This is a genomic window from Campylobacter sp. 2018MI10, from assembly GCF_018501175.1.
Taxonomy (GTDB): domain Bacteria; phylum Campylobacterota; class Campylobacteria; order Campylobacterales; family Campylobacteraceae; genus Campylobacter_E.
Map to the genome: position 1 here is coordinate 1 of NZ_JAHCZD010000099.1, position 431 is coordinate 431.

Here is a 431-nt window from a genome sequence, read left to right on the forward strand (position 1 = left end):
CTTCAACATTATCGCCAAATAAATTTCTATGAGTGATATGAGCCACTTGAGCTAATTCTTCTGGAACATTATAATTATGATTTTGTGCGGTAATTTCTACCGTTTTTGTATCAAGATTGATCACAGGATGATTTGCTCCATGTTGTCCAAATTTCATTTTATAAGTTTCATATCCAAAAGCATTACTTAAAAGCTGGTGACCTAAGCAAATTCCAAGCATAGGAATTTTAGCTTCTGCAAGTTTTTTAATCTCTGCAATCTCTTGTTTTAAAATCCTTGGCTCTCCTCACTGCTTTTAGTCAGCAGCGTCAGATATGTATACGAGATAGCATCTCAATAATCCTTCATCGTCTGACCTCTACCAAAGAATTGCTTTCTCTGCTTTTCCAAAACCATCAGCCCAGCAATAACACTCATCCCATACATCGAAA

At 36.0% G+C, this 431-nt stretch carries 2 pseudogenes; both read right to left on the reverse strand.

The features are described from left to right. Nucleotides 1-286: pseudogene (locus tag KJR01_RS09845) on the reverse strand (glutamine amidotransferase-related protein); the annotation flags it as partial. Nucleotides 287-336: 50 nt separating this feature from the next. Beyond that, a pseudogene (locus KJR01_RS10625) lies at nt 337-431 on the reverse strand (hypothetical protein); the annotation flags it as partial.